Origin of the sequence: Geitlerinema sp. CS-897, from assembly GCF_028368005.1 — a bacterium.
Classification (GTDB): Bacteria; Cyanobacteriota; Cyanobacteriia; order Cyanobacteriales; family Geitlerinemataceae; genus Baaleninema; species Baaleninema simplex.
Map to the genome: position 1 here is coordinate 1 of NZ_JAQNCQ010000271.1, position 8533 is coordinate 8533.

Annotated in this window: 5 protein-coding genes; all 5 read right to left on the reverse strand. The window is 48.7% G+C overall.

What is annotated here, in order from left to right; translation table 11 throughout:
* Positions 1-773: 773 nt before the first annotated feature.
* On the reverse strand, positions 774-3881 hold the full coding sequence (locus tag POG22_RS17060; protein ID WP_498906578.1) for an efflux RND transporter permease subunit: 3108 nt from the start codon (positions 3879-3881) through the stop codon (positions 774-776).
* Between the two features lie 258 nt (positions 3882-4139).
* Positions 4140-5762: a hypothetical protein gene (locus POG22_RS17065; RefSeq protein ID WP_498906579.1), complete on the reverse strand. Its 1623-nt coding sequence runs from the start codon at positions 5760-5762 to the stop codon at positions 4140-4142.
* Positions 5763-5841: 79 nt separating this feature from the next.
* Complete coding sequence (locus POG22_RS17070) at positions 5842-7413, reverse strand: efflux RND transporter periplasmic adaptor subunit (RefSeq protein ID WP_498906580.1); 1572 nt, start codon at positions 7411-7413, stop codon at positions 5842-5844.
* Positions 7414-7663: 250 nt separating this feature from the next.
* Positions 7664-8008, reverse strand: a complete 345-nt coding sequence (locus POG22_RS17075; RefSeq protein ID WP_498906581.1) for a PIN domain-containing protein — start codon at positions 8006-8008, stop codon at positions 7664-7666.
* Positions 8008-8154: a UPF0175 family protein gene (locus tag POG22_RS17080; protein WP_498906582.1), complete on the reverse strand. Its 147-nt coding sequence runs from the start codon at positions 8152-8154 to the stop codon at positions 8008-8010. The genes POG22_RS17075 and POG22_RS17080 overlap by 1 nt, the downstream gene beginning before the upstream one ends.
* Positions 8155-8533: the final 379 nt, after the last annotated feature.

The following is an 8533-nucleotide window of genomic DNA, read 5'->3' on the forward strand; positions in this document are numbered from 1 at the left end:
TGCCGGATGCACAGGAATTTCCAATTTTACCTCTTTTTCGGGTTCTCGAAGCCATGTCAAGACTCCTCTAAGCCTTACGTCGTAAGCTTTTCACTTCTTTTCAGCAAGCCCTAATTAGAGCAGAACAACCGCATTCACTCCATTTGTAGTAGGGTGGGCAATGCCCACCTACCCTACATTTAGTGTGGTTAACGTTTAATTGCGTAAGTCCAGTAGGGATCGAATTACACAGAAACCCTTAGTGGTGCAAAAAACTTTTGAAAACAGAGCATTGACAAAAAGCACGAGATGTAAAGTCAACCTTGAGGGTGTCTTTCAGCACCTCAAACCCCTTTGAATACGTTCGTCTTCTCACCGCCATCCAGAAATCGATAGATTCACTAGAACTATTGTATAGCAAGGGTTTCAGAACTTTTCTGCACCACCAAGCACAGAAACCTCAATTGTAACTCGACATTATTTTGCAACACGTCGGACAGTTTTTGACTGACAACGAGAGAATGCGGGTTTCAGCTACCTCTCAAGACTGTTAAGCCAACGAGGAAATAAGGGCTTCAGCGCTTGCACGGAAAAATGTCCGGACTATTGATTTTGAATATAGCAGTATGACTTCGTTTGCGGCTTGTTTTCAGAATAGATCGTTATGGAATGGAGTTTTCAGCCGATCTGTTTCCGCAAACCATTTAGGATTGCTATAGATCGAAAAAATTAAGAAGCTGCTCTCTCTTAAACAGCATTCCCAGGCGTTAACCTGGGAACGAGAAAACCACAAACTATCGACTCAACAACTTCGGTAAACGGAAGAGTTTCAACCCACCTGAAAGCGTTTCTCGGAACGAACCGTTGAAATTATCGATATAGGTGAACAACACCGGAACCACCACCAGCGTTAACATCGTTGAGGTGGAAAATCCGCCAATGACTGAAATCGCCATCGGGGAACGCACCTCGCCGCCAGCACCCCATTCCAAAGCGATCGGTAACATCCCCGCGATCGTCGAAATCGCCGTCATGAAAATCGGACGCAATCGCGACACCCCCGCTTCGACTACAGCTTTGAATTGCGGTAAACCTTGTTGTTCGTTGGCTAAGGCACAATCGACGAGGAGAATGGCGTTTTTTGTCACCAATCCCATTAACAATACGATGCCGATGAGGGCGAACAAACCCAGTTCTTTTTGAGCGATTAATAAACCTAACAACGCTCCACCAATGGACAGGGGTAACGCTACCAGAATTGTTAAAGGATAGAGGAAGTTGTTATATAACAACACCAAAATGGCGTAAATGCACAACACCGCAAACACCAACGCCCCTAAGAACCGACTGAATACGTCGATCATGATTTTGGCGTCTCCCGAAGCCTGTTGGTATACCCCAGGCGGTAAGGGATTCATGGCGGGGAGGGCTTGCACGGCGGCGACGGCATCTCCGAGGGAAATGCCCTGTAGGTTGGCTTCGATCGCCACCTGACGCGATCGATCGAAGCGATCGATCTGTGCCGGGCCGCTACCTAACGTAATTTGCGCCACGGACGACAACGGCACCAACGACCCCGATTGAGTGGGAATTTCTAACGTTCGCAAAGTATCCAAATCGTGGCGGTAAGGTTCGGCAATTTGCACGCGGATGGGAATTTGGCGATCGGGTAAGTCGAACTTGGCTAAGTTGGCTTCGATGTCGCCGAGAGTGGCTAAGTTAGCAGTGCGGGCGATCGATTGCACCGAAACCCCCAAATCTGCCGCCCGTTCCACATCCGGTTTAATCAAAATCTCCGGTTTCACCAAACTGGCACTGGATGCGACTTCCACCAAACCGGGAATCTCCCGCATTTGGCTTTCCAAGTCGTTCGCCGCTTGCATCAACGCCTCGGGATTGTCGCTTTTGAGGACGATGGAGAGGTCTTTACTGCCGCCGCCAGCCCCCGCTGACTGGAAGCTAATCCGCGCACCGGGAACCTCGACGAAGCCGGGACGAATCTGGTCTTCGTATTGTTGTTGGTCGACCTCACGATCGCGCTTGGGTTTTAAAATTGCCGTAATCGTGGCTTCGTTGACGCGACTTTCCGAACCGCCACTCCCCAAACTCAAAAACACGCTTTCCGTGGCGGGGTGTTCTAGGAGAACGTTCGTGAGGCGATCGCTCACCGTCTCCGTTTCCTGCAACGTCGCCCCTGGCGGGAGTTCCACGTTCACCGTACTAATCCCCCGATCGCCTTCGACAAACAGTCCTTTGGGAATGTACGGCACTAACTGTAAGCTGGCGATGAAGAACACCACCGCAATAATTAATGTGGTGACTCGGTTGCGTAACGCCCAGGTGAGAACGCGGCGATAGGGACCCGGTTTCGGTGAGGGGTTCATCGTGTCCGGTTGGCAAATCGCCGAAGCTTTGGATTTGAGGAGATACGCCGACAACATCGGCGTCATCGTCGTCGCCACCAACGTCGAGAACATGGTGGACACCGCAACTGTCACGCCGAAGGGTTGGAAAAACTGACCGGGAATCCCGCCCATAAACGCCACGGGCATAAACACGGCGACAATGGTAGCAGTGGTGGCGACGACAGCTAAACCGATTTCGTTGGCGGCGTCTAACGCGGCTTGAAACGGCTTTTTGCCCATTTTGAGGTGAGTGTCGATGTTCTCGATCATGCAGATCGCGTCATCGACGAGGTTTCCCACGGCTAACGCCAACGCCAACAAGGTCATGCCGTTGAGGGTGTAGTTCAACAGTTGCATCACCATGAAGGTGGGGACGATCGAAAGCGGTAATGCCACGCCGGTAATGAGGGTTGCACGCCAGTCGCGGAGGAAGAAGCCGACGGTGATGGTGGTGAGGAGACAGCCAAAGACTAACGCATCGACAGAGGCTTGGTAGGAATCGCGAATTTCGTTGGCGCGGGTGAAGATGAGATCGAGGGAGATATCGTCGGGTAAAATGCCCGAGGTGAGGCGATCGACTTCTTGACGCACTCCTTCTTCGACAGAGACTAAGCTGGTTCCGGTACTCCGCAACACCGAAAACGCCACCACGTTTTCTTCACCGTCGCGGGTGGTGAATTTCGCCAGTTGTCGCGGATCGGCGAAACTGTCGCTGACTTCTCCCAAGCTGGAGAGGGGAACTGACCCGCCGCTGGGAAGAACGATGCGATACTGTTGTAAGTCTTCGACGCTGGGCGCACTTCCCAGGGTGCGGATGCTTTTTTCTTGACCCCCAGCTTCAGAACGTCCGCCGGAGAGGTTGGTGTTGAAGGCGCGAATTTGGTCGTTGACTTGGGTGGCGGTGATGCCCAAGGCTTGGAGGCGTTGGGGGTTCAGTTGCACCCGAACTTCACGATCGACCCCTCCCGTGCGATCGATTTGCGCCACGCCAGACACCTGTAACAATGCACTGCTAATATCGCGATCGACCAATTGGCTGAGTTCTTCAACCGAACGTTGGGGCGATCGCACCGCGTAACTCATAATCGCACCCCCCGCGAACTCCAACCGCTGCACGATGGGTTCGTTGATGTCTTGGGGTAAATCCTGGCGAATTTGCGAAACGGCGTTGCGAACGTCGTTGGTGGCGCGATCGGTATCGGTTCCCAAGTCGAACGTAATGGTGGTGATGGAAAGTCCATCGTTGACGGTCGATTGCAACTCGTCGATATTGCCCAATCCGGCAACGGTGTCTTCGACTTTCTGCGTCACCTGAGATTCGAGTTCGGCCGGCCCCGCCCCCGGTTGGGTGACGGTAATCTGTACGACAGGAACGTCGATATTGGGGGTGTCGTCGATTCCGAGGCTGAAAAACGACATCAACCCCACGAGACTGAGGACGAGAAACAGAACGATCGTCGGAACGGGACGTTTGACAGACCAGGTGGAAAAGCTCATATCGCCAGGTGAAGGAAGTTACTTTTTGTACTTAATAATTTACTCGTCAAGAATTTTCACCTTCCTTGAAGGTGAAATTGTGCTAATTGGTATCTCCAATCATTACAATCAAAAAAATGGGTCTTCGGAGTTTGTGGTTATAAATGTATAACATGATACAAAAAATTGGAAATTAGAGAGCCAAAACCTTTGAAATCTCGTGAAGTGAGTTTTTCTGTCACCCTAAACTCCGAAGAGCCAAAAAAATCATCCTATCTTCTATCCCTTAGTTTTTTTGAATTGATTAAAATCCAGTTGATTGTCTGGCCATCCATCTTTTGAGTAGTTTATATATTTTTTGTCGAAATTTATTTTTAAAAACAGCAATATATAAAATAGAACAATACATTTATAAAATTTATTTACATATCTTTGCACTTTATCCAGATCTTCATCCAGTTTATATCCATGTGCCACTTGGCTTCTCAAAGAATTCCAGTTATCGACTAGCTTTTTTTCGATCTTGCCTTGTTTTTTAAGTTCTATAAGTGCTGTTCTTGGACTAAAATCTTCAAGATTTCCCAAGCTTGATTCGAGTCTTCTTCTTACTCTTTCTTTAATATCAGGATGCTTTTGTATTACTTCTTTTGCTTTTTGGGCTTGCTCTAAAATATCAGAATCGGGCATTCCAAATTCATGGTAGTAAGAGATTAAAACACCTTCTACGGATATACTGGCTACCAAAGCTGCATTTTCAAAGCCTCCCTGCCATGCTCTATTGATTTTGTACCAATAATTAAAAAAATCTCCATTCGATGATTCAAAATTATAAATATAGCTTCTTATAAACGTTTCAAAAGAATGTAGAGATTCGTGCCTTATAGGACAAGGTAAAGGATGATTAGTTGTTGATGATTCCACACTACTTAACGTGGTGTCTATTACGCCATTTTTTTGTAGACTAGAGTAAATGCGATAACATATACGGCCAAATACAATACTTAAAGCTTCTATTATTTTGTCTTCAAACTCTTTATTTATTGCCTCTTCGGGGGCAAATATGATTAATTTTAGATAGTTCTCTTCTGCTGTAAGTTCTATTTTGGTTCTTCTGGATATGAGGTGATAAGCAAGAATAATGAACCATAAATTAAGGGTTTCAGTCTTTAAATATCGATCGTTTTGTGTTTGACAATACCATTTCCACCAAAAAATGAGGAGAACCTCTATTTTTGTCTCATTAATAACAAAACTACATACATTCCATTTCCATCCTTGGTTAGGCAGTTCTGTCTTTTTATTGCAAGGAATTTTATATTTTCCCGGTATAATCGCACGAACTATACCCTGATTGGTTCTTCTGGATATGAGGTAGTAAGTAAGAGTAATACACCACAAACTAAGGGCTTCAGCCTTAAAAGATCGATTGTTTTGTGTTTGACAATACCATTTCCAGCAAAAAATGAGAAGATTTTCCTGATTTTGGCATTCAGAATTATCGAAAACTCTTTTTTGAAAAACATATTTTAGCTTTTCATCTATTACTTTTCCCATTATAGAAGATCCAAATGAGATTTTTGTGGAAACACTTATATTTTCAGAATGCCAATAGTTTCCAGACATATCTCGAGCTTCCAGCTTAAAATATTCCTGTTTTTTTATAATTGTCCCAGGCTTAGGCTGCCTGTTGATTCGTTGAAGATCTCGAATAAAATTTTCGTTTGAATTATACAAATGATACAGCTTAAAGTAAAAACATCCATCATTTTTTTGATAAATAGATCCCGATCCAGAATAAACCACTGGATTTTCATCAACTTGCTGGCGCAATTCTATATGAGCGCAATCAATACAGAGGGAGTTCGAGAGAAGTGCTTGTAGTGTTTTTTGCGTTAGGTCCATAAAAGAGTTTCAAAATCAGCTTTAAAGGTCTTTACAAGACTAGCTTATTGAGGCAGGCACTAGGCACTGCCCCTAAAAATTATTCCATCACTCGAACCAAATCGCCGTCTTTGAGGTAGCCTGCACCGGCGACAACGATGCGATCGCCTGCGTTTAAACCGCCGAGAATTTCGATTCGCGATTCCGTGAGGTTTTCGCTGTTTCCGAGGACTTCGCCCACCTCCACCGTGACGGCGGTGACGGTGTTATCGGGGTTGAGGCGGAATACGCGGGCGCTTGCGTCGGGTTGAGGGACGATCGCGCGGGCGGGAATCGTCAAACCTTGGACGGTGTTCGTGGTAATCTCCGCTTGTAGGAACATCCCCGGACGCAGTAAATCGCTGGCGGGTAAGTCGACTTCGACGGTGGCTTCGCGACTTTGGGGGTCGATCGTCGGTAAAATTTCTCGAACTCGTCCGCGTAGGTTAATGCGAGAGTCGGCGTCTGAGGTGATGGTGACGGGAGAACCCGAACGAATTAAGGGAAGTTGCGTTTCGGGGACGGTCAACTGTAACTCTAACTGTCCGTCGGCGATGAGGGTAAACAACCGCCCCGAGGGACTGGTGACATCTCCCACGCGGGCGCTGCGTTCGGCGATAATTCCGCCTTTCGGGGCGAGAACGCGGGTTTGGGCGATGCGAGTTTGCAATTCTTGGACGACGGCGCGATTGTTCTGCACCCCCGCTTCGGCATTTCCGACATCCGCTTGAGAGGCGTCGATTCCAGCGATCGTACTGTCGAGTCTGGCTTGAGCGCTTTGCACGTTGGCTTCGGCGTTGGCCACATCGGCTTTCGCACTTTGTACGTCGGCTTCGGCGACTTGCAAGTCTTCGATCGCTTTGTTGTATTCCTCTCGCGCCGTTCGCACCTCTGTTTGACGCAGTTCCGCTTCCTGTTGGCTGATGGCACCTTGGGCGACGAGGCGGTTGTAGCGATCGACTTCCCGTTGGGCTTGTTCGAGGTTGGCTTCGGCTTGGGCGATGGCGGCTTTAGCGCGATCGCGGTTGGCTTCGGCTTGCAGAACCCGGCTTTTGGCTTGCAACACGCCAGTTTTCGCCTGGGCGAGATCGGCTTCGGCTTGGCGGCGCGTCGATTCGGCTTGGGTAATGTCAGCGACGGCGCGATCGACTCCAGATGTGGCTGAATCGACTTGAGAGAGCGCCCCAGTTAACTGGGCTTGCAACACGGAATCGTCGAGGAGGGCGAGGACTTCTCCGGCTGCGACGCGATCGCCTTCGTCCACCCGCACGTCTACGATTTGCAATCCGGTAATTTGGGGCAAAATCGGCAGCAAATCGTAAGCTTGGACGGTTCCCGTGGCAGGGCGGGTTCGGGCGACGGATTCTGCGGCAACGGGGGCGATGGTGACGGTTTGGGTGGGGGCGGCTTCCGTTTCCTGGGCTTCGGCGGGGGCGTCGGAGGATTTCCCCGAGAGAAGCTGGCCGCCCACTGTGGCGAGGACGATTCCCACGCCGACACCGATGAGGATCGATCGCCAACCGCCCAATCGCGGCGGTTGCGGTTCGGGATCGATGGGTTGAAAGTTGTTTTCGGGGGGAATGTCGGTTTTGGGAGGGTTGCGATCGGGTTTGGAGGATACGTCGTAACTCACGGCCTGACTCTGGTTAAGGGTTGGGATTCTCGAACGGTTCGTGTTAAACGATTATTTTATTAAGAATTATTGCTTTCATTATAGAGGAGTCGATCGATCTCAAAGCGCACAGGGGCGCGATCTTGGGAGGGGGCGATCGAAAATCTGCTTTATATCATAAAATTTTAAATAAGTCAACAAAAAAACGAGTAATTTCACGAAAATTAAATAATAGATGATACGGAATCCGAATTACAACGCTTCGACTTCGCTACGTTGTAATACCAAGTGTTCTGGCTGCCCGACGCGCCCGCGCATCGTCTACCACCGCCCAATAGTCCCGATTCGCCAAGGCAAAGCTTAGCACTGACGTTTCGCCCTTGCCCAAATCCAACGATGCGATCGCCTCTGGAACCGCCACCGTTGCCTTTCGAGAAACCCAGTCTACCTGTGGTAACTCCACCGCCGCGCGATCGTCCTTCGTCTCCGTCACCTCCTCCCACACGGCATCTGACACCACAATTTCCGAAAAAAGTTGCGGTAAAATGTCCGCCTGCTGACTTTTAAACAGCGAAATCAGCGGCGAGGCGTCGATCGCAACTTTGTCGATCGACATTACTCGCTCAAATCTTGAAACTCTTCCCGCAGCGTCTCGAGATCGGTTTGAAACGGACTGACACGATAGCGACTGAGTGTCTCGATAAACTTTGCACGAGTCAACCCTGCCACCTCCGCAGCTTTCTCCTGCGAAAGTAATTCCAACTCGGGTAGTAATGAGGAGTAATGCTACTTTGGCTTTTAAATTCTTGCCACAGCAAGGATTGTACCCGACCAGCATCATTAGAGTGCAGCACTACCTCCAACTCGTACCCTTTCACGGCTGCTGCAATTCGCATTTCAATGGCAAACTCGCTCGGGCTAGTTTGTAGTGCAGAGAAGACGGAATCTGGTAAGTCAAGAGCGATTCGAGTCATGAGATTCAGGAAAATGGGGTTAATACCTAGGGCTTGCTGAAAAGAAGTGAAAAGCTTACGACGTAAGGCTTAGAGGAGTCTTGACATGGCTTCGAGAACCCGAAAAAGAGGTAAAATTGGAAATTCCTGTGCATCCGGCAAGAAAAAATGTATCAAAAATCACAAAA